Source organism: Roseiarcus fermentans, from assembly GCF_003315135.1.
GTDB classification, from domain to species: domain Bacteria; phylum Pseudomonadota; class Alphaproteobacteria; order Rhizobiales; family Beijerinckiaceae; genus Roseiarcus; species Roseiarcus fermentans.
In genome coordinates this window covers 114591-136839 of record NZ_QNRK01000018.1, presented here as the reverse complement: position 1 = coordinate 136839, position 22249 = coordinate 114591, and the positions used below count along the sequence as shown (strand labels likewise).

The 22249-nt window shown below is 69.1% G+C and carries 19 protein-coding genes; 3 read left to right on the top strand and 16 right to left on the bottom strand.

Features of this window, described 5'->3' with window-relative positions; genetic code table 11:
• Positions 1-104: 104 nt before the first annotated feature.
• From DFR50_RS16910 to kdpF, 6 genes are read right to left on the bottom strand one after another with little or no spacing between them, the layout of a single operon-like run.
• Positions 105-800, bottom strand: a complete 696-nt coding sequence (locus tag DFR50_RS16910; protein ID WP_113890446.1) for a response regulator — start codon at positions 798-800, stop codon at positions 105-107.
• Complete coding sequence (locus tag DFR50_RS16905; RefSeq protein WP_113890445.1) at positions 797-3496, bottom strand: sensor histidine kinase; 2700 nt, start codon at positions 3494-3496, stop codon at positions 797-799. Before DFR50_RS16905 ends, DFR50_RS16910 begins: the two co-directional genes overlap by 4 nt.
• A gap of 16 nt (positions 3497-3512) precedes the next feature.
• The gene (gene kdpC, locus DFR50_RS16900) at positions 3513-4118 is read right to left on the bottom strand and encodes a potassium-transporting ATPase subunit KdpC (protein WP_113890444.1); all 606 of its coding nucleotides are present in this window, start codon (positions 4116-4118) and stop codon (positions 3513-3515) included.
• Between the two features lie 14 nt (positions 4119-4132).
• Positions 4133-6190: a potassium-transporting ATPase subunit KdpB gene (gene kdpB, locus DFR50_RS16895; RefSeq protein WP_113890443.1), complete on the bottom strand. Its 2058-nt coding sequence runs from the start codon at positions 6188-6190 to the stop codon at positions 4133-4135.
• A 20-nt stretch (positions 6191-6210) separates the two neighbouring features.
• On the bottom strand, positions 6211-7920 hold the full coding sequence (gene kdpA, locus DFR50_RS16890; protein ID WP_113890442.1) for a potassium-transporting ATPase subunit KdpA: 1710 nt from the start codon (positions 7918-7920) through the stop codon (positions 6211-6213).
• Positions 7921-7936: 16 nt separating this feature from the next.
• Entirely contained in the window at positions 7937-8011 is a 75-nt protein-coding gene (kdpF, locus tag DFR50_RS16885; RefSeq protein WP_245427865.1) for a K(+)-transporting ATPase subunit F, read from the bottom strand.
• 547 nt (positions 8012-8558) lie between these two features.
• Between kdpF and DFR50_RS16880 the strand changes: the two genes are divergently transcribed.
• A complete protein-coding gene (locus DFR50_RS16880; RefSeq protein WP_113890440.1) occupies positions 8559-9536 on the top strand; it encodes an EpsD family peptidyl-prolyl cis-trans isomerase in 978 nt (325 codons plus the stop codon).
• Positions 9537-9553: 17 nt separating this feature from the next.
• Here DFR50_RS16880 and hypE read toward each other — a convergent pair whose 3' ends face one another.
• From hypE to DFR50_RS16845, 7 genes are all read right to left on the bottom strand, one after another.
• Positions 9554-10603 (bottom strand): hydrogenase expression/formation protein HypE, encoded by a 1050-nt coding sequence (gene hypE / locus DFR50_RS16875; RefSeq protein WP_210208940.1) that lies wholly within the window; start codon positions 10601-10603, stop codon positions 9554-9556.
• On the bottom strand, positions 10600-11754 hold the full coding sequence (gene hypD, locus DFR50_RS16870) for a hydrogenase formation protein HypD (protein WP_113890439.1): 1155 nt from the start codon (positions 11752-11754) through the stop codon (positions 10600-10602). The genes hypE and hypD overlap by 4 nt, the downstream gene beginning before the upstream one ends.
• Before the next feature lie 13 nt (positions 11755-11767).
• Positions 11768-11989, bottom strand: coding sequence for a HypC/HybG/HupF family hydrogenase formation chaperone (locus DFR50_RS16865; protein WP_113890438.1), 222 nt, complete (start codon positions 11987-11989; stop codon positions 11768-11770).
• A gap of 2 nt (positions 11990-11991) precedes the next feature.
• Positions 11992-14271, bottom strand: a complete 2280-nt coding sequence (hypF, locus tag DFR50_RS16860) for a carbamoyltransferase HypF (protein WP_210208939.1) — start codon at positions 14269-14271, stop codon at positions 11992-11994.
• A 5-nt stretch (positions 14272-14276) separates the two neighbouring features.
• Positions 14277-15173, bottom strand: coding sequence for a hydrogenase nickel incorporation protein HypB (gene hypB / locus DFR50_RS16855; protein ID WP_113890437.1), 897 nt, complete (start codon positions 15171-15173; stop codon positions 14277-14279).
• A gap of 230 nt (positions 15174-15403) precedes the next feature.
• Positions 15404-16813: a GumC family protein gene (locus tag DFR50_RS16850; RefSeq protein ID WP_147262791.1), complete on the bottom strand. Its 1410-nt coding sequence runs from the start codon at positions 16811-16813 to the stop codon at positions 15404-15406.
• A 681-nt stretch (positions 16814-17494) separates the two neighbouring features.
• On the bottom strand, positions 17495-17737 hold the full coding sequence (locus DFR50_RS16845; protein WP_210208938.1) for a 2-C-methyl-D-erythritol 2,4-cyclodiphosphate synthase: 243 nt from the start codon (positions 17735-17737) through the stop codon (positions 17495-17497).
• Positions 17738-17849: 112 nt separating this feature from the next.
• On the opposite strand from DFR50_RS16845, the gene DFR50_RS16840 reads away from it, so the two are divergent.
• Positions 17850-18335, top strand: a complete 486-nt coding sequence (locus DFR50_RS16840; RefSeq protein WP_113890435.1) for a cupin domain-containing protein — start codon at positions 17850-17852, stop codon at positions 18333-18335.
• A 75-nt stretch (positions 18336-18410) separates the two neighbouring features.
• Here DFR50_RS16840 and DFR50_RS16835 read toward each other — a convergent pair whose 3' ends face one another.
• From DFR50_RS16835 to DFR50_RS16825, 3 genes are all read right to left on the bottom strand, one after another.
• Entirely contained in the window at positions 18411-18746 is a 336-nt protein-coding gene (locus DFR50_RS16835; RefSeq protein ID WP_170153251.1) for a c-type cytochrome, read from the bottom strand.
• 170 nt (positions 18747-18916) lie between these two features.
• On the bottom strand, positions 18917-20326 hold the full coding sequence (gene glnA, locus DFR50_RS16830) for a type I glutamate--ammonia ligase (protein WP_113890434.1): 1410 nt from the start codon (positions 20324-20326) through the stop codon (positions 18917-18919).
• 86 nt (positions 20327-20412) lie between these two features.
• Entirely contained in the window at positions 20413-20751 is a 339-nt protein-coding gene (locus tag DFR50_RS16825) for a P-II family nitrogen regulator (RefSeq protein ID WP_113890433.1), read from the bottom strand.
• Between the two features lie 522 nt (positions 20752-21273).
• Here DFR50_RS16825 and fabD point away from each other — a divergent pair.
• On the top strand, positions 21274-22245 hold the full coding sequence (gene fabD / locus DFR50_RS16820) for an ACP S-malonyltransferase (RefSeq protein ID WP_113890432.1): 972 nt from the start codon (positions 21274-21276) through the stop codon (positions 22243-22245).
• Positions 22246-22249 lie beyond the last annotated feature (4 nt).

Genomic DNA, 22249 nt, shown 5'->3' with positions numbered 1-22249 from the left:
TGCCAGCGGCGTTTTGCCGCGGTTCCCCGCGCGCCGGCGCCGGCGCCGGAGGCTCGGGCGCCGAGGAATTCATCAGATCGTTGGAACAAGACTGCTTCGGCGCCTCAGCCTTCGGCAGCGCGGTAGCCGACGCCCGGCTCGGTCTTCACGATCCTGGGCGAGGTCGGATCGCGCTCGATCTTCGCCCGCAGCTGGCCGATGAACACGCGCAGATATTGCGTGTCCTCGGTGTGCGCCGGCCCCCAGACCGCCGACAGGATCTGGCGGTGGGTGACGACGCGGCCGGCGTTGCGGAACAGGACGGCGAGGAGGTCGTATTCCTTGGGGGTCAGCCGGATCGGCGCGCCGTCCCGGGTGACGAGACGCCGCTCGAAATCCATCGCGACGCCGTCGATCTCGATCCGCTCGGCCGGGTGCGCCGCCGTCGCCCTGTGGCGCAGGGCGGTCCTCAGCCGCGCGGTCAATTCGCCGATCCCGAACGGCTTCTCGACGTAGTCGTCGGCGCCGAGGTCGAGGGCGGCGATCTTTTCGGACTCGCGGTCGCGCGCCGAGAGGATGATCACCGGCGTTTGCGAGAACGTGCGGATGTCGCGCAGCACGTCCTTGCCGTCGCGGTCGGGAAGGCCGAGATCGAGGACGATGAGGTCGGGCGCGCCGGTGACGGCCAGGCGGAGCGCCTGCGCGCCGGTCTCGGCGGCGACGACGTCGTATCCCGCCGCGGTCAGGGCGACGTGGAGGAAGCGCTGAATCTGCGGCTCGTCGTCGACGACGAGAACGCGAGGGCCCTTCGCCTGGGTCATGTTCGGGCCCGGGCGGCGGCGGAGGGCGCGGCGGCGGGCAGCCGGATGACGATGCGGGTGCCTCGCCGCCGCACCGCAGGGCTCTGCGCGGCGATCGTTCCGCCCATCAGCTGGATCAGGCTGCGGCAGACCGAAAGGCCGAGACCGGTGCCGGGCTTGCGCCCGTCGGCGCGTCCGCCGCGATAGAACTTCTCGAACACCTTCTCGAGGTCGGCCGGCTTCACCCCCGGCCCTTCGTCGGTGACGCTGATGACGACCTCGTCCCCCTCCCGGCGTCCGTGAATGCTGGCGCCGCTGTCGGCGGCGTACTTGTGCGCATTGTCGAGCAGGTTGAACAGGACCTGCTCGAGAAGCTTGTCGTCGCCCCGGACGAACGGCAGGTCGGGCGCGAGATTGATGCGCACCGGCTGCTTGGGAAACGCCTTTCGGCTGCGTTCGGCGGCGCCCTGCACGACGTCCGCCACGTCCACCAGGTCGCGATTGACCTTGAGGCCGCCCGCTTCGATGCGCGACATGTCGAGCAGGTTGGCGACGAAACGCGACAGGCGCGCCGTCTCGTCCTCGATCGAGCTCAACAGCTCGACCCGCTCCTCCGGCTTCATCTTGTCGCCGAGCGCGCGCAGCGAGGTCGCCGCGCCCGCGATCGCCGAGAGCGGGGTGCGCAGGTCGTGCGACAGGGAGGCGAGCAACGCGTCGCGGACGCGCTCGTTCTCCTGCATGGCCGCCGTGTCGACCGCCTCGCGCGCGAGGTTCACCCGGTCGAGCGCGATCGCGGTCTGGTCGAGGATCGAGGACAGCGCCCGCTCCTCGTCCCCCGAGATCGGCTGGTCGGGCGCGTGCGGCTCGAAGCCGCAGACCGCGATCGGCCCGCGCGCGGCGAGGAGGGGGCGAAACTGGAACTCGACGTTCGGCAGGGTGCCGGTTCCCCAGCCGGCCGCCTCGTTTTTCTGCTGCGCCCAGCGCGCGGCGGTCATGGCGGTGGCGTCGAGCTGCGCGTCGGGCGGCCAGGCGGCGCGCAGCTCGAGGTCGTCGCCCTCGGCCACCAGCAGCACGATCCGGCCGCCGAACATCGAGTGCAGATGCGCCGCCGCCGCCCACAGCACGTCGTCGGCGGTCGAGGCGCCGGCGAGCTTGCGCGAATAATTGTAGAGCGAGCGCATCACCTCGGCGTTCTTGATCACGCCTTCGCGCTGGTCGCGCGCGCGTCCGGTGAGCGAACCGGTCAGGACCGAGACGCCGAGGAAGACCAGCAGCGCGAACAGCTCCTGCGGCTGGGCGACGCCGAAATTGTAGACCGGCCGGACGAACAGCACGTTGAAGGCGGCGAAGGACAGGAACGAGGCGATGACGGCCGCCCGGGTGCCGAAACGCATGCCGGCGATCACCACCGCAGCGAGGAAGATGATCGACAGGTTCGGCAGCTTCACCGCCGCGTTCAGCGCCTCCCCGATCGCGGCCGCGCAGGCGACGAAGCCGAGCGCCGCCAGGAGCTCGACGCCGAGCCCCTTCGGGTCGAAGCTCGGCCTCGGCAGGAACCGCCGCGCCGGCTCGCTCTTCTCGTGCGGCACGATATGGACTTCGATCGACCCCGACCGCCGGATGATGGCGTCCGGCAGGGAGCGGCCGAGCGCCCGCGCCAGCGCGCCGGCGCGCGACTGGCCGAGCACGATCTGGGTCACGTTCTCGCGCCGCGCGAGGCGAAGGATCTCCTCGGGATAGTCGGCGCCCTGCAGGCGGGTGGTGTCGGCCCCGAGGCGTTCGGCGAGGCCGAGGGTCCGGGCGAGCTGGCTCGCCCGGGTGGCGTCGTTCACGTGGCCGACCGGCTCGACATAGACCGCCGTCCAGGCGGCGTTCAGCGAGGTCGCGAGTTGCGCGGCGCGCCGGACCACCCGCTCGGAGACTTCGGCCGCGCCGACGCAGGCGAGCAGTCGCTCGGACGCGCCCCACGGGCCCTCGATCGCCTTCTGCCGCAGATAGTCGACGATCTGGTCGTCCACCCGGTCGGCGGTGCGCCGCAGCGCCAGCTCCCTCAGCGCGGTCAGGTTGCCGGCGGTGAAGAAATTCTGCGTCGCCCGCCGCGCCGTCTCCGGGAGATAGACCTTGCCCTCGTTGAGGCGCTGGATCAGCTCGTCCGGCGTGATGTCGACGAGCACGACGTCGGTGGCTTCCTGAAGCACCCGGTCCGGAACGGTCTCGCGCACCGTCACCCCGGTGATGCGCGAGACGACGTCGGCCAGGCTCTCGAGGTGCTGGATGTTCATCGCCGTCCAGACGTCGATGCCGGCGGCGATCAGCTCCTGCACGTCCTGCCAGCGCTTCGGGTGGCGGCTCTCGGGCGCGTTGGTGTGGGCGAGTTCGTCGACCACGATCAGGGTCGGCTTGCGCTCGAGCGCCGCGTCGATGTCGAAGTCGGCGAACGCGTGGCCGTGATAGTCGCCGATCCGCCGCGGCAGGACCTCGAGGCCCTCGAGCAGCGCGCCGGTCTCGGCGCGCCCGTGCGTCTCGACCAGGCCGACCACGACGTCGACGCCCTCGTCCTTCAGGCGCCGCGCGGCCTGCAACATCGCAAACGTCTTGCCGACCCCGGGGGCGGCGCCGAGAAACACCTTCAGCTTTCCCGACGTCTCCCTGCGGAACGCCGCAAGGAGCGCGTCCGGATCCGGACGACCGTCGTCGGGTCGATTCAGTTGCGCCATGTCGTACCGAAGTCCCTCAGGACGACTTTATCCGATCCAGCGCCAAATTCAGCTGCAAAACGTTGACCCGCGATTCGCCGATCCAGCCGAGGGCCGGCCGCGCGACCGACGCCTCGACCAGGGCGCGCACGCGCGCTTCGTCCAGGCCGCGCGCTTTCGCCACCGAGGGGACCTGGGCGAACGCGTTCGCCGGCGAAATGTCAGGATCGAGTCCGGACGCGGACGTTGTGACGGCGTCGGCAGGGACCGGACCCGCGCCGAACTTCGCCCGCCAGTCCGCGACCCCGGCCTTGACCCGATCGACCAGCTTCTGCGACGTCGGGCCGAGGTTCGAGGCGGCGGAACCGGCGGCGTTGTAGGGCGCGTCGATCGTCTTCGTCGAATCGTTCGGGTCGGTGTCGGTGGTGGCCGACGGACGCGGGTGGAAATACCGGTCGCTGGTGAAATTCTGGCCGATCAGGGCCGAGCCGACCACGACGCCGTCCTTCTCGATCAGGCTGCCGTTCGCCTGCCGCGGGAACGCGATCTCAGCGATGCCGGTGACGGCGAGCGGGTAGACGAGGCCGGTCAAGAGCGTGAACAGGACGAGCAGCACGACGGCCGGGCGGATGTGTTGCAGCATGAGTGTCAATCCTTTCAGGCCAGATGCAGTGCGGCGACGAGCAGGTCGATCGCCTTGATGCCGACGAACGGCAGGACGAGTCCGCCCAAGCCGTAGATCAGCAGGTTGCGGCGCAGGAGCGCTGCGGCCCCGACCGGACGGTAGGCGACGCCGTTCAGGGCCAGCGGGATCAGCGCGATGATGATGAGGGCGTTGAAGATGACCGCGGACAGGATCGCCGACTGGGGCGAGGCGAGGCGCATGACGTTGAGCCCGGCGAGCTCGGGATAGGTCGCGAGGAACAGCGCCGGCAGAATGGCGAAATATTTGGCGACGTCGTTGGCGATCGAGAAGGTGGTGAGGGAGCCGCGGGTCATCAGCAGCTGCTTGCCGATCTCGACGATCTCGATCAGCTTGGTCGGGTTGGAGTCGAGATCGACCATGTTGCCGGCTTCGCGCGCGGCCTGCGTGCCGGTCTGCATCGCGACGCCGACGTCGGCTTGCGCGAGCGCCGGGGCGTCGTTGGTTCCGTCGCCGCACATGGCGATCAGCCGGCCGCCGAACTGCTGCTTGCGGATGTAACCGAGCTTGTCCTCCGGCGTCGCCTCGGCGAGGAAGTCGTCGACGCCGGCCTCGGAGGCGATCGCCGCGGCGGTGACGGGATTGTCGCCCGTCACCATGACCGTGCGGATGCCCATGGCGCGCAGGGCGGCGAAGCGCTCCTTGATGCCGGGCTTCACGATGTCCTTGAGATGGATGACGCCGAGAAGGCGGCCGTTGTCGGCGACGGCGAGCGGCGTGCCGCCCGACATCGCGACCCGCTCGACCGCCTGGCGGAACTCGTGCGGCGTCCTGTCCATCGACGTTTTCAGATAGCGCAGGATCGAGTCGATCGCGCCCTTGCGGACCGAGCGGGTCCCGACGTCGACGCCGGAAATGCGGGTCTGCGCGGCGAAGCGCACGACCTTGGTCTCCGCCGGATCGAGGTCCGGATCAGGCAGCCCGAAGTCGCCCTTCGCCAGCGCCACGATCGACCGGCCCTCGGGCGTTTCGTCGGCGAGGCTCGACGCCAGCGCGGCGGCCGCGAGATCGTCGACCCGGACGCCGGCGACCGGCAGGAATTCGGTCGCCATGCGATTGCCGAAGGTGATCGTGCCGGTCTTGTCGAGCAGCAGCGTGTCGACGTCGCCGGCCGCCTCGACCGCGCGCCCGGAGGTGGCGATCACGTTGAAGCGGATCAGCCGGTCCATGCCGGCGATGCCGATGGCGCTGAGCAGCCCGCCGATGGTGGTCGGGATCAGGCAGACCAGCAGGGCGATCAGCACGGTCGCCGACAGTTCCGTGCCCGAATATCTGGCGATCGGCCACAGGGTGACGCAGACGATCAGGAAGATCAGCGTCAGGCCGGAGAGGAGAATCGACAGCGCCATCTCGTTCGGGGTCTTCTGGCGCTCGGCGCCCTCGACCAGCGCGATCATCCGGTCGATGAAGGTCGATCCGGGCGCCGCGGTGATCCGCAGCTTGAGCCAGTCGGAGAGAACCGTGGTGCCGCCGGTGACCGCCGAACGGTCGCCGCCGGCCTCGCGGATCACGGGCGCCGATTCGCCGGTGATCGCCGATTCGTTGACCGACGCCACGCCCTCGAGAATCTCGCCGTCGCCGGGGATGATCTCGCCGGCCTCGACGAACACGACGTCGTCGAGCTTGAGGTCGAGCGCGTTCACCGTCTCGAGCGGCCCGCGCAGGTTTTCCGGGTTCGCGTAGCGTCGGGCCGGCGTGTCGGTGCGCGTCCGGCGCAGCGCGTCCGCCTGCGCCTTGCCCCGCCCCTCGGCGACCGCCTCGGCGAAATTGGCGAACAGCACCGTAAACCACAGCCAGGCGGCGATCTGACCGGAAAATGCGGCCTGCCCGTTGTGAACGACGAGATCGCGCACGAACAGGACCGTCACCAGGGCCGACACGACCTCGGTGACGAAGATCACCGGATTCCGGGCGAGCGCCCGCGGATCGAGCTTGCGCAGGGCGTCGACCGCCGCGACGCCGATGATCCGCGTGTCGAACAGGCTTTGCGGTTTTGATTTGTGGGATGACATGGGAATCCGCGCCTTTCCGATCAGTAGGTCTTGCCGGCGAGCATCAGGGCGTGCTCGACGACCGGTCCGAGCGCCAGGGCCGGGAAATATTGCAGGAGGTAGAGAATGACGATCACGCCGACGAGCAGACCGACGAACAGCGGCCCGTCGGTCGGGAAGGTGCCGGCCGAGGCCGGGATCTTCTTCTTCGCCGCGAGCGAGCCCGCGAGCGCCAGCACCGGCACCACATAGGCGAACCGGCCGAGCAACATGGCGAGGCCGCCCGTCGTGTTGAACCAGAGCGTGTTGCCGTTGATCCCGGCGAAAGCCGAGCCGTTGTTGGCGTTGCTCGAGGCGAAGAGATAGATGATTTCGGACAGGCCGTGCGGTCCGCTGTTGCCGAGACTGTCGAGCGCCGTCTGGAGGAGAACCGACGCGCCCACGAAGCCGAGCACGATGAGCGGATAGATGAGCACCGCCAGCATCGAAAGCTTCATCTCGCGCGCCTCGATCTTCTTGCCGAGATATTCCGGGGTGCGGCCGACCATCAGCCCTGCGATGAACACGGCGATGATCGCCACAACGAGGAAGCCGTAGAGCCCAGCCCCGACGCCGCCCGGCCAGATGCAGCCGGCGAGCAGGTTGAACATCGGCACGAGGCCGCCGAGCGGCGTATAGGAATCGAACATGGAGTTGACCGCGCCGGTGCTCGTGCCGCTGGTAGCGGTCGTGAACAACGCGGACATCGCCTGTCCGAAGCGCACCTCCTTGCCCTCGAAATTGCCGAGCGAGGGATCGACGCCGAGCGCGGCGAGGATCGGATTGCCTGCGGCCTCCGACCAGTAGACGACAAGAATGCCGATCAGGACGAACACCGCCATCGTCGCGAGGATCGCCGAGCCCTGCCGCACTTGGCCGACGACGCGGCCGAACGCCAACACCGAGGCGGTCGGGATGAGGAGAATCGCAAAGATCTGCAGGAGATTCGTCCAGGCGTTGGGGTTCTCGAACGGGTGCGCCGAATTGGCGTTGAAGAAGCCGCCGCCGTTGGTGCCGAGCTCCTTGATGATCTCCTGACTGGCGACCGGGCCGATCGAGATCGTCTGCTTCGCCCCCTCGAGCGTGGTCGCGTCGACTGCGCCGAGAAGCGTCTGGGGGACGCCGAGGGCGACGAGCGCGAAGGCGAGCACGAAGGCGAGCGGCAGGAGGAGGTAGAGGGTGATCCGGGTGAGGTCGGCCCAGAAATTGCCGACCGTCTGCGCGGACGACCGCACGAAACCGCGCGCCAGCGCAAACGCCATCGCCAGGCCGGTGGCGGCGGACACGAAGTTGTGAACGGTGAGGCCGAGCATCTGGGTGAGATGGCTCATCGTCGTCTCGCCGCTGTAATTCTGCCAGTTCGTATTGGTGATGAAGCTGGTCGAGGTGTTGAACGCGAGGTCCGGCGCGACCGCGTCGAACCCCCTCGGGTTCAGCGGCAGGACGCCCTGCAGCCGCTGCAGGGCGTAAAGAGACAGGAAGCCTGCGATGGAGAAGACGACCATCGCGAGGGTGTAGCCGAGCCAGTCCTGCTCCCTCCCCGGATCCACTCCGGCCAGGCGATAGAAGCCGCGCTCGACGGGTCCCACGACCGGCGAAAGGAATGTCCTTTCGCCCGCGAAAACCCGGGCGATGAATGCGCTGAACGGCACGGCGCACGCCACGACGAGGGCGAGAACCAGTGCGATTTGCGACCAGCCGGTCAAAGTCATCGTGACATCCTCGGAATCAGAATTTTTCGGGTCGGATCAGGGCATAGAGAAGATAGAGGCCGAGCAGCACCGCCGCGGCCAGCCCAATCATCGGTTCGATCATTGTGTCCGCCTCCTGAAGCGCTCCGCCAGCAAGCGGACGCCGCCTCGTTCGCAAAAACTCATGAGATCATGGGTAGATCGGAGTGAACTCGCGCTTCCCGGGGCGCGCCCGTTCGCGCTACAGCCGGCGCAATCCCACGGCGTAAATTCCCATCGAGCCGATCAGCGCCAATCCAATGGCGACAAACGTGACGTCGAGCATGACCGCCTCCTTCGATCAGGCCTTGTACGGGGCGAACTGTAAGGTTTCGATCGCGATTGAACCGGCGCCTCGTAACGATCTCATAAAGCTTCGGCCGGCGTTCAGGCGGCGTGGCGGTCTCTTGACGTTGAAAACTCAATTCACATCTGTTTTAAGGAGCGCGGTTAGCAAATTCGCGCGAACGGTCCTATAGCGTACGCCCGAGCGCGCAAACCCCTGAAGGGACGCGCCGGACAAGCAGTACGCGGGGAGCAGACGGCGGGTTCGCCAAGCTTTCGAGATCGCGCCCGCCGCTGCCTTCCGACGCGCGGCAGGCCAACCTGGGAGACTAGCTTTGCTGCATGTTCTGAGACGGAGCGACGCGCGATGGCGGATCGCGGCGACGATTTTGGCGGTGACGGGCGCGCTCGCCCTCGCCGGATGCGGAAAAAAGGCGGACACGGCCGTGGTCGGGCAGGTCGTGGCGCATGTCGGCCCGGACGACGTCACACAGCAGGAAGTCGACAACGAACTGCGTCTCGCCAACGTCCCGGCGGACAAGCGGACAGACGACGTCGTCAAGGCGATTCTGACCCGCATCCTGGAACGAAAATATCTGGTGCAGCAGGCGATCGCCGCCAAGATCGACCGCGAGCCGACCATCCATCTCGACCTGATGCGGGCGCGCGAGAACATTCTCGCCGGGGCTTTCGCCCAGCGCGAAGTCGGGCAGAAGGCCACCGCCATCTCGAAGAGCGAAGTCGACGGCTACATCCAGGGGCATCCCGACCAGTTCGACAGGCGCAGGATCTTCGAGATCGAGCAGGTCTCCTTTGCGCCGATCAAGGACATGGAGGGGCTCGCCGCCGCGACCAAGGATTACAAGACCATCGACCAGGTCGAGGCGAAGTTGAACCAGCTCGGCATCAAGTACAGCCGCGGCCCCGCCGCGCTCGACAGCGCGACCATGCCGGAACAGATGCTCAAGACGCTCGACGCAAGGAAGCCTGACGATGTCTTCTTCGTCCGCTCGAGAAGCAACGCGAGCTTCTTCAAGGTCGCTTCGGTCGATAACAAGCCTTTGACCGGCGACGAGGCGCAGGCGCTCGGCAAGCGCGAGCTGGCCCAGGAGCTCCTGAAGAAGACGGCCGAGGACACCTCCAGGGCGGCGGTCGCGTCGACCAAGTTCGAGGGCGACTACAACCGGATCATGTCCGCCGCCACGCCCGCGGCCCCTGCGCCCGCCGCCGACGCCGCTCCCGCCGCCGGCGAAGCGGCGCCGGCCATCGCGACGCCGGGGACCGAGCCGCAAAAGGACGCGCCCAAGAACTGATCCCGGGCGGCCGGGACTCAGCAAATGCGGGGGAGCTGCTCGCCGGCCAGCCAGTCGACGATTCGCCCCCCGCCGAACACGGTGCGCATTTCGACGAAGCGATCGGGGTCCTCGACCGCCCGGCCGATCATCGCGGCGCGCGCGCCGAGCGGATGGGCGCGCATGGCGGCGAGCAGCGGTTCGAGGCGGTCCGGCGCGACGATCGCCACGAGCTTGCCCTCGTTGGCCACGTTCAGAGGATCGAGGCCGAGGAACTCGCAGGCCGCGGCCACCTCGGCGCGCACCGGAATCGCGTCCTCCTCGAGGGTGAAGCCGACGCCCGACTGATTGGCGAGTTCGTTCAGGGTCGCAGCGAGCCCGCCCCGGGTCGGGTCGCGCATGACCCGCAGGCCCGGTCCGGCCGCCGCCACCATGTCCGCGACGAGGCCGTGCAACGGCGCGCAGTCCGACAGGATCGCCGTCTCGAACTCCAGGTTTTCGCGCTTCGACATGACCGCGACGCCGTGATCGCCGATCGTTCCCGAGACCACGACCGCGTCGCCCGGCTGGACGGCGTCGCTCGACAGCGCCAGTCCGGGCGGCGTGACGCCGACGCCGGCGGTCGAGATGAAGATCTTGTCCGCCTTGCCGCGCTCGACGACCTTGGTGTCGCCGGTGATGATCGGTACGCCCGCCGCGCGCGAGGCCTCGCCCATGCTGCGGGCCACCCGGACGAGGTCGGCGAGCGGCAGTCCTTCTTCGAGCACGAAGCTCGCCGACAGATAGAGCGGGCGCGCCCCCGCCATGGCGATGTCGTTGATCGTGCCGTTGACCGCCAGCGTCCCGATGTCGCCGCCGGGGAAGAAGATCGGCGAGACGACATAGGCGTCCGTGGTCATCACCATCCGGCACGCCGCCACCTCGAAGGCGGACTGGTCGTTGCCGGCGGCGAGCCAGGCGTTGTCGAAGGCGGCGAGGAAGACGTCCTCGATCAGGCGCCCCATCGCGCGACCGCCCGCGCCGTGCGACAGGTCGACGCGGCCGTTGGCGAGGTCGAGCTTGCGCCGGATCGGCTTCGCCAGGCTCACGCGATCTCCTTTCGCCGGGCGGCCGCGGCGTTGTCGCGAAAGCGCCCGTAGGTCCAACGCGCGGCGCAGGCGCCCTCGGGGGAGACCATGCACGAGCCCATCGGCGTGTCGGGAGTGCAGACCGTGCCGAACAGCCTGCATTCGCGCGGGGTCTTGGCGCCGCGAAGGATCGCCCCGCATTCGCAGGCGGGATTGTCCGCCGCCGGCGTCTCCGCGAGGCCGAACCGCCGCTCGGCGTCGTAACGAGCGAAGGCGGGGCGCAGGCGGAGCGCGCTCGCCGGGAGAGAGCCGAGGCCGCGCCATTCGAACGCCTCGCGCGTCTCGAACACCGCGGCGATCTCCGCCTGCGCCCGCGCGTTGCCCGAGGGGGTCACGGCGCGGATGTATTGATTCTCCACCTCGGCGCGGCCGTCGTTGATCTGTCTGACCAGCATCAGGATCGCCTGCGCGACGTCGAGCGGCTCGAAGCCGGCGATGACGACCGGCTTGCCGTCGTCGCGCGCAAACGGCCGATAGGGCTCGACGCCGATCACCGTGCTGACGTGAGCCGGGCCGATGAAGCCCTCGATCAGGACCGGCGTCTCGTCGCCCTCGCCCCCGCCGTCGAGGATGGCGCGCATCGCCGGCGGCGTCATGACGTGATTGCACAGGACGGAAAAGTTCCCGAGCGCCTGTCGTTCCGCCGCGCGAACGGCGAGCGCGGTCGCCGGCGTCGTGGTCTCGAAGCCGACGGCGAAGAACACGACCTCGCGGGCGGGCTCCGCCTCGGCGATGCGGAGCGCGTCGAGGGTCGAATAGACCATGCGGATGTCGGCGCCCGCCGCCTTCGCCTTGAGCAGGCTCGAGCCGTTCGAGCCCGGCACACGCATCAGGTCGCCATAGGCGCACAGCGTGACGGCGGGCAGACCGGCGCAGGCGATCGCCATGTCGAGCCGCGCCATCGGCAGCACGCAGACCGGGCAGCCGGGGCCGTGAATCAGGCGCACGTTCGCCGGCAGCAGGTCCTCGAGCCCGTAGCGCGAGATGGCGTGCGTGTGCCCGCCGCAGAACTCCATCAGGCGATAGACCCGGTCGGGCCTCACCTCGCGCGCGATCGCGGCGGCGATCGAGCGGGCGAGCGCGCCGTCGCGATATTCGTCGACGTATTTCATCGGCGGCCTTCCTTCACGCGTCGGCTGCGACCGCTTGCAGGAGCGCGAGCGTCTTTCGGGCTTCCTCGGGATCGATCCTGGCGAGCGCGTAGCCGACATGCAGCACGACGTAATCGCCGACCTTCACGTCCTCGACGAGCGCGATCGAGACGACCTTGACGACGCCGTCGAGGCTGACCCTGGCCATGTCGCCTGGCAGAATTTCGCGCACTTCGACAGGGATTGCGAGGCACATCGTCACGTCTCTCCAGATGGCGCGGGCGCCGCGCCGGCGCGGGCGAGAGCGAATGCGGCCTGCCCGAACGACACGCCGCCGTCGTTGGCGGGAACCTGGCGCGGCAACGCCGGCTCGACACCGGCCGCCCGCAGCGCCTCGACCAGACCTTCGGCCAGCACGCGGTTCATCAGGCAGCCGCCGCCGAGCGCGATCCGCGTCAGGCCGCGCGCCCGCGCCGCCGCGCCGATCCAGTCGGCGAGCCCGGCGACCAGCGTGCCGTGAAACGCCTCGGCCGCTTCGCGACCGCCGAGGCCGCCGTCCAACATCGCCGCCATCAGCGGCGCGAAATCGAGCCGATGATCGGCGACCGCCCATCCGCCGGGGACGACCCGCGGGCGCTCGACCAGCGCCTCGAACTCCATCGCCGCCTGGCCCTCGTAATGCTGCACGAGGCGGACGCCCGCCAGGGCTGCGGCCGCGTCGAACAGCCGCCCGAGGCTGGTCGTGCGGCGCGCGCGCGGCCCCCGCCGCAACGCTTCGGCGAGCCGCGCCGCTTCCGGCGCGGCGGTGAACAGGGTCTTGGCGTCGTCGAGCCGGCCGAGGCGCTCGAGCATCGCAACGCCCATGCGCCACGGTTCGCGCGCCGCCCGATCGCCGCCCGGCAGCGCCAGCGGCGCAAGCGATCCCAGGCGTTCCCATCGCGCGCCGTCGAGGGCGAGGAGTTCGCCGCCCCAGGGCGCGCCGTCGGCGCCGTAGCCGTAGCCGTCGAGGGCGACGCCGAGGATCGGCCCGCGCCAACGCCGCTCGGCCGCGGTCGCTGCCACATGGGCGACGTGGTGCTGCACCGGGATCAGCGGCAGGCCCGAGGCCTCGGCGGCCCGGGTCGAGACGAAATCGGGGTGAAGGTCGCAGGCCGCCAGCTCCGGCTCGACCTGCAGCAGATCGATCAGCCGCCGGACCGTCTCCTGCCGGAAGCGGATCGTCTCGCGATCGTCGAGGTCGCCGATGTGCTGCGACACGAACGCCTCGCGGCCGCGGGTGATGGTGACCGTGTTCTTGAGATCGGCGCCGGCCGCAATCACGCACGGGCCGTCCGCGCCGAGATCGATCGGGTCGGGCACGAAGCCGCGCGCCCGGCGCAGGAAGGCGGGGGCGCCGTCGACGACGCGCAGGACGGAATCGTCGGCCCTGACCACGATCGCCCGCTCGTGGGTCACGATCAGGTCGGCGACGCCGCGCAGGCGGCTGTCGGCGTCCTCGTCGGAGGCGACGAGCGGCTCGCCGCCGAGATTGGCGCTGGTCGCGACCAGCGCCAGCTCCGAGGGGGCGTCGCGCCAGCGCCGGAAGTCGGGGGCGCCGGCGAGCGCGTGCAGGACGAGCCAGTGCAGCGGGGTGTAGGCGAGCATGACGCCGATGTCGCGGAGGTTGGGGGCGACGCTCGGGGCGAGCGCGCCGCGGCTCCGCGCCAGCACGATCGGCCGCGCGCGATGGGTGAGCAGCGCCCGCTCCGCCGGCCCGATGTCGGCCAGCCGGGCGGCGCTCGCCGCGTTCGCCACCATGACCGCGAACGGCTTGGCGTCGCGCGCCTTGCGGCGCCGCAGCGCCGCGACGGCCGGCTCGTCGCGCGCGTCGCACAGAAGGTGAAACCCGCCGAGGCCCTTCAGGGCCACGATCTTTCCGTTCCGCAGCGCTTGCGCGACCTCGGCTATGGGGACACTGAGCTTCGGCCCGCAGCGCGGACAGGCGATCGGCTCGGCGTGAAACCGCCGGTCGCCGGGATCGGCGTAGTCGCGCGCGCAAGCCTCGCACATCGGGAACGGCGCCATCGACGTCTGCGCCCGGTCGTAGGGCAGCGACCTCGTCAGGGTGTAGCGCGGCCCGCAATGGGTGCAGGCGATCAGCGGGTAGCCGAAAAAGCGGCTGGCGGAATCGAACAGCTCGTCGAGGCAGGCCTCGCAGACGCCCGCGTCCGCGCCGATGCGGGTGCGCGACCGGCCGCCCTGCGTGGCGTCGATCGAGAATCCGTCGCCGCCCGTCGCCGCAATCGCCGTGACCTCGATCGAATCGATGCGGGCGAGCGGCGGCGGCCCGGTTTCGAGCGCGGCCAGGAAGGCTTCCGTCCGCGGCCCCTCGATCTCGATCAGCACGCCCTCGCCGTCGTTGCGGACGAAGCCCGCGAGCGACAGCCGCGCCGCGAGGCCATAGGCGAACGGCCGGAAGCCGACGCCCTGCACCGACCCGCGCACGCGCAGCCGCAGCCGCAGTCCCGGCGGGCGGAGCGCGGCGGCGGTCGCGCCCACGCTCCTCAGGCCCTGGCCAGGGCCGCGACGTGGCGGGCGGCGCTGGCCTCGATCCAGGCGACGAACGCCGCGATTCCTTCGCCGGTTCGCGCCGAAACCGTCAGGGTCTGAAGGTTCGGATTGATTCGCAGCGCATTGGCGAGACAGAGGCCGACGTCGAAGTCGAGATGCGGCAGAAGGTCGGCCTTGTTGAGCAGCATCAGGTCGGCGCTCACGAACATGTCCGGGTATTTGAGCGGCTTGTCCTCGCCTTCGGTGACGGACAGCACGACGACGCGCCGGGCTTCGCCCAGGTCGAAGGCGGCGGGGCACACCAGGTTGCCGACGTTCTCGATGAACAGCACCGCGCCCGCCTCCGGGCGCAGCGTCTCGAGCGCATGCCCGACCATGTGCGCGTCGAGGTGACAGCCGCGGCCGGTGTTGATCTGGATCGCCGGCGCGCCGGTCGCCCGGATCCGTTCGGCGTCGTTCGAGGTCTGCTGGTCCCCCTCGATCACCGCGACCGGCGTGCGCGCCTTCAGCGCCGCGATGGTCTTGACCAGGAGGGTCGTCTTGCCCGAACCGGGACTCGAGACGACGTTCAGCGCGAACAGCCGCCGGGCGGAAAAGACGCTCCGGTTCTGGCGCGCGAAGGCGTCGTTCTTCGACAGAATGTCCTGCTCGATCCGAATCAGGCGTTCCGCGCTCACGCCCGGGGCGTGCGCCGCGTGGCCGTGGTCGGGCGCGTCGCCGCCGGGACGGCGCCCGGGATCGTGATCGTGATGGGGGTGGGGATGCGCGTGCGGTCCCGCGCCGTCGCCGTGATCGTGGACGGCGTCGTGTTCGTGACTTTGAATCCCGGCGGCGGTCCTGCCGTCTGCGGGGGCGACCTCGGCCTGACCGCACCCACATATGCCGCACATTCAGCGTCTCCCCCCGACAAGGCCCGGTCTCGAGCGCCGCTTCGGCTCACCGGCGCTCGAGCGATCCTATCGGGGCGGGACGCCGCTTTCCACTGTCAATCGAGCGTCGGGAAGACGGGTGCGCCGCGTCGGATGGTCTCATCCGCGTGACGGCGCCGCCGCCCGTGCGGACAGGCGACGCCGCCGCGCGTCTCCGCCGCGCCGGTCCGGGCGCGAGCCCGCGACGGGCTTCAGCTCGCAGCCAGCAGCCGCCGCCGCCGCTCGTCGCCAAGGCGCCTGCCGCGCCTCGTCGCCTGGATGACCCCGAGCAGCGGCGCAGACGTGGCGCTGGCGAAGTCCGCGGGGAACCGGATCCGCCGGTCGGTCGCTTCGGCGATCAGCGCGAGGATCATGCCCAGGGTCAGACCGCCGCCGAGCGCGGCCGGGATGACGATGATCGGCTTCGGGAACGCCGGGCTGATGGGCGCAACGGCCTTGTCCAGCGGGGAGATGTCGCCAAAGGTGAGCTTGCTCTGCAGTCTCGCCTGGGACGCCACCCGCTCGCGGGCGTTCAGTTCGTCGAGCTTGAAGACGACGTCGCGTTGCAGGTCGCCCAGACGATCGCGCTGTCCCTGCGCAGCGATCAGCGTCTTCTGGTCCTGGGCCTGGGCCATCTCGAGCGCAGCGATCTGGCTCTGCACGGACGCGATCCTCTGCTTCAGGTGCTCCCGTGACTTCTCGGTGGCGTCCGCGAACTGCTTGCGCAGCGTCGCGAGATTCGCCGAGGCAGAAACCATTTTCGGATTGTTCGCGCCGAGCGAGTTCTTGACCGACTCGATCTCGGCCTGCGCGCTCGCGATCTTGTCCTTGAGCCCGTTGATCAACTGCAGGTCGGGGTCCGACGGATCGGCCGCCAGCTCCGTCGCGCCCGAAGCCAGGCGACTCTGGAGCGACGTCAACGTCGCGCGCGCGTTCGCGAGGTCGGTCGTCACGGCGCCGAGAGCGGCCGACTCCGTATCGGAGCCCAGATTGTTGGCGCTGGGCGCCACGACGTTGGTCCGCGACTGGAACTGTTCGAGCGCGTTGCGCGCCTCCTGCAGGTCTCTGCGCAAGTCCTGCAGCTGCGGCGCGAACCAGCGCGCCGTCTGGTCGCCGGCCGCCGCCTTCATGGCGATCGTCTCGTCGATCGTCGCCGCCAGGAACGTGTTGGCGAACAGGGCGGCCTGGTTCGGATCGGACGTCTTGTACTTGATCGACAGGACGTTCGTTCCGGGTTCAAACTGCGCGACGACGTTCTTGATGATCGTCCCCGCCATCCAGTCGTCGATGCTCTCGCGGCCGAACGACGACGACGCCCGATACTCGGCCTGAATATACGGGCTCGAGGTCAGGTTCAGCCGCTTGACGACGTCCAGCGCGACACGCTGACTTCCCACCAGCTGAATCAGGTTGCCCTGGATCAGCGTGGTCGACATGGGCGACGCGGCCATGTCGGTCACCGGATTGATGCTTCCGGGATCGATGCTCGCCGTCGCCTCCGCGTCGTACCGGGACGGCACGAACAGCACCACGCCGGCCGCGACGACCGCGGCGGAGAGAAATGTCAGCGCGACGATCCAAGCCCGTCGCCAAAGAATATACAACATCTCGCTGGGTGACACAATCGGCTCCTCTTGATGAAATTCGCCGGAAAGCCTAAGCGCCCAAGGACCGTCCGCCGGTTCGGCGACGGCCCATCTCTTCGGGGTGTCGAGCGTCGGCTGGGCCAGACTCGCTCGTCCCGGAAAATCGCCCGTACCGCGCCGCCGCCCGTATCAGGGTCTCGTCACGCCTCCTGTGGCATATAGAGCACCCTGAAAAAATATCCACAGGATTCGCTTAAGGCCGGGTGTACGGCCGCCGAGCGGAGTCCGTCCGGCGCGAGGCCCGCGCCTTGGCTGCGCCCGCTGTCGTCCAGCGCCTGCTGTCGATAGCGAATTCAGTTGTCCGGTTTTGGTAGCTCATCAAATGTCCGCTTCTTCTGGTTCTGTTCTCCTGTGGACATGTGGGCGAAGCGAGGCGTCGTCCAAGGTCCACAGGTCGCGCCGCCGAGCGGATACAGGCGGCGCCAAGGAACGGCTTGAGCTGCCCTTTCTGGTCGTAGCGGCCGACCTCGACATTGCGAGCGACGAAGTCATCCACGCCGACGCCGCGCCCCGCCGCATGGATCGACTTGCCTTCGGCTCGGCAATGACAGCGCCCCCCGAGGCCCGGCTCAGCGGTCGCTGAATCCCTCGATTCCCGCCCAAGCGCTTGAATGCATTGCGCCGGTGGTCTGAAAACCCGCCGCGGCGCCCAGGACGTTATTGAAAGCGTTGAGGTCCGGTCGGAAAACCGGGGTCGCGGAGGATCGGGGTCGCGAGGCGGCCGATTCCCCCGGTGAAGCCGAGCCGTTCGGCAGCGGTCGCCTCTACCGACACCCGCCCGGCGTCGAAGCCGGCGATCTCCGCGACACGGGCGCGCATCGCCTCGCGGTGCGGACCGACCTCGGCGCTTCGCAAAGCCGGCGCCGCGCGTCCCGCCTCGGCAGGGACGCCGGCCGTCATTGCAAGCGTCGAAAAGGTCTGATTCCGCCTCGTGGGTCGCGCAAGGCCGTCGCGAAGACCGCCCTTCCGGTCCGCGCCGACGCGCTCTAGAGTCGGCCCCGGAGGCTCGCCCATGTCCGCTGAAACCTCATCCCGTCCCGTCGCGCTCGTCGCAGCCGAGGCGCCGCTGCGCGCAAAGGCGTCCAACTATCCGGCGCCGTTCGTCGCGCGGGTCAGCAACCGCGACAAGCGTCCGCTCGGCGACCTGTTCGGCCTGTCGAATTTCGGCGTCAATCTCACGCGCCTCGCGCCCGGCGGCGAATCGGCCCTGCGCCATGCGCACCGGATCCAGGACGAGTTTGTCTTTATCCTCGAGGGCCGGCCGACGCTGGTCACCGACGCCGGCCGCACGACGCTTTCCCCCGGCATGTGCGCGGGTTTCAAGGCGGGGAGCGGCGACGCCCATCACCTGATCAACGAGACGGACGCCGACGTCGTCTATCTGGAAGTCGGCGACCGCATGCCCGGCGACAGCGCGGCCTATCCGGACGACGACCTCTCGGTGGCCATGGTCGACGGCAAGTGGCGTTTCTCCCGCAAGGACGGCACGCCCTACTGACCGCGCGCGGACTCGCGTACGGGCATTGGGCCGTTCGCCCGATGCGCCGGCAAGCCGCCCGCCGCGGTCGCCGCCCTACTTGCCCAGGCTCGCGATATAGGCGCCGAGGTCTGCCGCCTCGCCGCGGCCGAGCTGCATGTCCGGCATCTTGGGATGGGGGTCCATCAGGAACTTCGCCGTCTTGTCGGCGCTGAAGTCGGGGCGCCTGGCGATCGAGGCGAAGGTCGGCACGCTGTCGGCCCCATGGGTCTGGTCGGGCGCGACGATGTGGCACGCAGCGCACCAGCGCTTCGCGATCGCCTCGCCGTTGGCGACGTCGGCGGCGGCCAAGGCCGCGCCGGCGAGGCCGGACCAGAGCAGGAGCCCGAGCGCGGCGGACGGGACGAACGAACGGACGGCGGACGGGATCATGACAGGGCGCCTCCCAGCGACGACGGAAAGACTCGGTCTGTCAGGATACGCTGGCAGGGCGCCGGCTCCAAGCGGCGAAGCGTCGCGCAAGAACGCCGGCGGAGGACCGGGTTCCACACAAGCAAAAGGGGCGGCCGAAGCCGCCCCCTCGATCCTTCCGAGACCGAGCCTCAGCAGGAATAGTACATGTCGTACTCGACCGGGTGCGGCGCCATCTCGAAGCGATAGACCTCGGACATCTTCAGCTCGATGTAGCTGTCGATGAAGTCGTCGTTGAACACGTCGCCGGCCTTGAGGAAGGCGCGGTCCTTGTCGAGGCTCGAGAGCGCCTCGCGCAGCGAGCCGCACACGGTCGGGATCTTCTTGAGCTCCTTCGGCGGCAGGTCGTAGAGGTCCTTGTCCATCGCCGGACCCGGGTCGATCTTGTTCTTGATGCCGTCGAGGCCGGCCATCAGCATCGCCGCGAAGGCGAGGTACGGATTGGCGGTCGGATCGGGGAAGCGGACCTCGACGCGCTTGGCCTTCGGGTTGGACGTCCACGGAATGCGGCACGAGGCCGAGCGGTTACGGGCCGAATAGGCGAGCAGCACCGGCGCCTCGAAGCCCGGGACCAGACGCTTGTAGCTGTTGGTCGACGGGTTGGTGAAACCGTTGAGCGCCTTGGCGTGCTTGATGATGCCGCCGATGTAGTAGAGGCATTCCTGGCTGAGGTCGGCATAGAGATTGCCGGCCATGATCGGCTTGCCGGCCTTCCAGATCGACTGGTGGACATGCATGCCCGAGCCGTTGTCGCCGTAGACGGGCTTGGGCATGAAGGTCGCGGTCTTGCCGTAGCTCTGGGCGACCATGTGGATGCAGTATTTGTAGACCTGCATGTGGTCGGCCATCGTGGTCAGCGACCCGAACTTGAGGCCGAGCTCGTGCTGGGCGGAGGCGACCTCGTGGTGGTGCTTCTCGACGACCGCGCCCATCTGGGCCATCGCGGCCAGCATCTCGCCGCGCATGTCCTGTGCCGAGTCGATCGGCGGGACCGGGAAGTAGCCGCCCTTGGTGCGGACCCGGTGGCCGAGGTTGCCGCCCTCGTAAACCGTGGCGCTGTTGGTCGGCAGCTCGGTCGAATCGACCTGGAATCCGGTGTTGTAAGGCTCGGACGAGAAGCGGACGTCGTCGAACACGAAGAACTCGGCTTCCGGGCCGACGAAGCAGGTGTCGCCGATGCCGGTCGACTTGAGATAGGCCTCGGCCTTCTTGGCGATGCCGCGCGGATCGCGATTGTAGGGCTGGCCGCTGGCGGGATCGAGAATGTCGCAGTTGAGGACCATGGTCGAGGCGGCGAAGAACGGGTCCATGCACGCCGACGTCGGGTCGGGCATCAGGGTCATGTCGGATTCGTTGATCGCCTTCCAGCCGGCGATCGAGGAGCCGTCGAACATCAGGCCGTCGGCGAACGCATCCTCGTCGATCAGGGTCTGGTCGAAGGTCACATGCTGCCACTTGCCGCGGGGATCGGTGAAACGCAGGTCGACATACTTGACGTCGTTGTCCTTGATCGCCTTCAGGACATCCTTGGCGGTCTTCATGATTACCCTTTCCTTACGATTGAAGTCGTTGTTCCGCCCGCCACCGTCCGCGGCGGGTAGCCCTCGAAAATTCGCCCTTTGGAGCCCTAGATCGCGTCCGCGCCTGTCTCTCCGGTGCGGATTCGGATGGCTTCGTCGATCTGCGATACAAAAATCTTGCCATCGCCGATGCGGCCGGTCTGCGCGGCGTTCCGGATCGCCTCGACCGCGGCCTGGAGGTTCTCGTCGGCGACGACGACCTCGATCTTCACCTTCGGCAGGAAGTCCACGACGTACTCAGCGCCGCGGTAGAGTTCCGTGTGGCCCTTCTGCCTGCCGAAGCCCTTCGCCTCGATCACGGTGATTCCTTGGATTCCCGCTTCTTGCAGCGCTTCCTTCACCTCGTCGAGCTTGAACGGCTTGATGATCGCCTCGATCTTCTTCATGGCGGAGAAACTCCCCTGGCCCCGGGCCGCCGGGCCGATCGGCGCCTCCGGCAGCGGGCGCGAGGCTCATAACACCGGATTTTCGATCGCGCCATGGGGCGCCCGGCATTCGGCTGCGAGCCGTCGCCGGGTTCGTATCCGCCTAATTTTCAGGCAATAACGGCTGCGATTCAGGCAACCCGCCGGCTGTTCCCTGTTCACCGCGGGGACAGCCGCCGCCTTCGACGGTCTCGGGGAGGCGAAGTGGATCGCGGCTTCACACATCAGACCCGCGGGCTCCCTTCGCCGGACGCCAGGACTGGAGGCTGGCCTTCGCGACCGCCTCTGCGCCGACGTCGCCGCGCCGACGAGGCGGGAGAACACGCGGCGATCACGCTCGCATCGTGGAAATCGCTTCCCCGCCACGCTTCGGGCGGCGAGCGGGAGAGGGCGGGGCCGGGCCGCGGCGGGGTTGCGACATGACGTTCCTTGACAGCGCAGAGGAACCTGTGTCTTTGCGCGCCCGGCATGACGAGGGTTCCCATGAAGACGGCCTTGGTGTTTCCGGGTCAGGGGTCGCAGGCGGTCGGCATGGGCAAGGCGCTCGCGCAGGCCTATCCGGAGGCGCGCGCGGTGTTCGAGCGGGTCGACGCGGCGCTGTCCCAAAATCTGTCACGGCTGATGTTCGAAGGGCCGGAATCCGATCTGATCCTGACGGCGAACGCCCAACCGGCGCTGATGGCGGCGAGCCTCGCGGCGCTGCGGGCGCTCGAGACCGAGGCGGGCTTCGACATCGCGCGCGACGCCGCCTTCGTCGCCGGACATTCGCTCGGCGAATATTCGGCGTTGTGCGCCGCCGGCTCGATCACCCTCGAGGACACGGCGCGGCTCCTGCGCCTGCGCGGCGAAGCGATGCAGAAGGCGGTTCCCGTCGGCGAAGGCGCGATGGCGGCCCTGCTCGGGCTCGACTTCGGCGCGGCCGTGGCGATCTCCACCCAGGCCGCGAGCGACCTCTATCTCGAAGGCGCGGTCTGCCAGGCGGCGAACGACAACGGCGGCGGCCAGGTCGTCGTGTCGGGATCGAAGGCCGCGGTCGAGCGCGCGATGGAGCTCGCCAAGCTCGCCGGGGCCAAGCGCGCCGTGCTCCTGCCGGTCAGCGCCCCCTTCCACTGCGCGCTGATGAAACCCGCCGCCGAGGCGATGCAGGCGGCGCTGAAGGCGGTCGACATCCGGGCGCCCAAGCCGCCACTCGTCGCCAACGTGCGGGCCTCGGCGGTCGAGGACCCGGAAGCGATCCGCGCCGGCCTCGTGGAGCAGGTGACGGGAACCGTCCGCTGGCGCGAGAGCGTCGCCTGGATGCACGCGCAGGGCGTGACCCGCTTCATCGAGGTCGGGACGGGCAAGGTGCTGGCGGGTCTCGTCAAGCGCATCGCCGACGGCGCGACGGCGATCAGCGTCGGTCAGCCCTCCGACGTCGCCGCCTTCGTCGCGGCGACGCGCTCCAGGCCCGATTGAAAGG

Excerpts from the sequence above, each read along its gene's own strand:
- DFR50_RS16905 (WP_113890445.1), bottom strand. The coding sequence starts at position 3,496 with ATGGCGCAACTGAATCGACCCGACGACGGTCGTCCGGATCCGGACGCG.
- DFR50_RS16825 (WP_113890433.1), bottom strand. The coding sequence starts at position 20,751 with ATGAAGAAGATCGAGGCGATCATCAAGCCGTTCAAGCTCGACGAGGTG.
- kdpA (WP_113890442.1), bottom strand. The coding sequence starts at position 7,920 with ATGACTTTGACCGGCTGGTCGCAAATCGCACTGGTTCTCGCCCTCGTC.
- kdpB (WP_113890443.1), bottom strand. The coding sequence starts at position 6,190 with ATGTCATCCCACAAATCAAAACCGCAAAGCCTGTTCGACACGCGGATC.
- glnA (WP_113890434.1), bottom strand. The coding sequence starts at position 20,326 with ATGAAGACCGCCAAGGATGTCCTGAAGGCGATCAAGGACAACGACGTC.
- DFR50_RS16845 (WP_210208938.1), bottom strand. The coding sequence starts at position 17,737 with ATGACGGCCGGCGTCCCTGCCGAGGCGGGACGCGCGGCGCCGGCTTTG.
- hypD (WP_113890439.1), bottom strand. The coding sequence starts at position 11,754 with ATGAAATACGTCGACGAATATCGCGACGGCGCGCTCGCCCGCTCGATC.
- DFR50_RS16835 (WP_170153251.1), bottom strand. The coding sequence starts at position 18,746 with ATGATCCCGTCCGCCGTCCGTTCGTTCGTCCCGTCCGCCGCGCTCGGG.
- DFR50_RS16910 (WP_113890446.1), bottom strand. The coding sequence starts at position 800 with ATGACCCAGGCGAAGGGCCCTCGCGTTCTCGTCGTCGACGACGAGCCG.
- DFR50_RS16840 (WP_113890435.1), top strand. The coding sequence starts at position 17,850 with ATGTCCGCTGAAACCTCATCCCGTCCCGTCGCGCTCGTCGCAGCCGAG.
- hypB (WP_113890437.1), bottom strand. The coding sequence starts at position 15,173 with ATGTGCGGCATATGTGGGTGCGGTCAGGCCGAGGTCGCCCCCGCAGAC.
- fabD (WP_113890432.1), top strand. The coding sequence starts at position 21,274 with ATGAAGACGGCCTTGGTGTTTCCGGGTCAGGGGTCGCAGGCGGTCGGC.
- kdpC (WP_113890444.1), bottom strand. The coding sequence starts at position 4,118 with ATGCTGCAACACATCCGCCCGGCCGTCGTGCTGCTCGTCCTGTTCACG.
- DFR50_RS16865 (WP_113890438.1), bottom strand. The coding sequence starts at position 11,989 with ATGTGCCTCGCAATCCCTGTCGAAGTGCGCGAAATTCTGCCAGGCGAC.